Annotated in this window: 1 protein-coding gene; it reads right to left on the bottom strand. The window is 69.2% G+C overall.

Going from position 1 to position 380, the window contains the following annotated elements:
* Positions 1 to 380 (bottom strand): GTP pyrophosphokinase family protein (locus G3I71_RS50050; protein ID WP_369335598.1); only part of this gene is annotated, 380 nt, incomplete at both ends.

Here is a 380-nt window from a genome sequence, read left to right as displayed (position 1 = left end):
CAGGCGCCCCATGCGCGCGTCGAGCTCGGCGCCCGTCACCGCGGCGTCGAGCAGCTCGGTGCGCAGGTCCTCGGGCAGCGCGCCGTGGTACTTGTACGACAGCTTGTGCTCGACGCTCGCCCAGAAGTCCATCGCGATCGTGCGGATCTGCACCTCGACGGGCACGTGCTCGGTGCGGTCGGACAGGAACACCGGGATCCGCACGATGAGGTGCAGCGACCGGTACCCGTTGGCCTTCGGCTCGGCGATGTAGTCCTTGCGGCGCACGACCTCGACGTCGGGCTGCGACGCGAGCATGTCCGCGACCCAGTACGCGTCGGACACGAAGCTGCACGTGATCCGGATGCCCGCGATGTCGAGGATCCGCTCGCGGATCGTCG

Source organism: Streptomyces sp. SID12501 (genome assembly GCF_010550245.1).
Lineage (GTDB): Bacteria > Actinomycetota > Actinomycetes > Streptomycetales > Streptomycetaceae > Streptomyces.
Note: the sequence above shows the minus strand (reverse complement) of the source record. Positions and strands in the feature narration are given on the sequence as shown.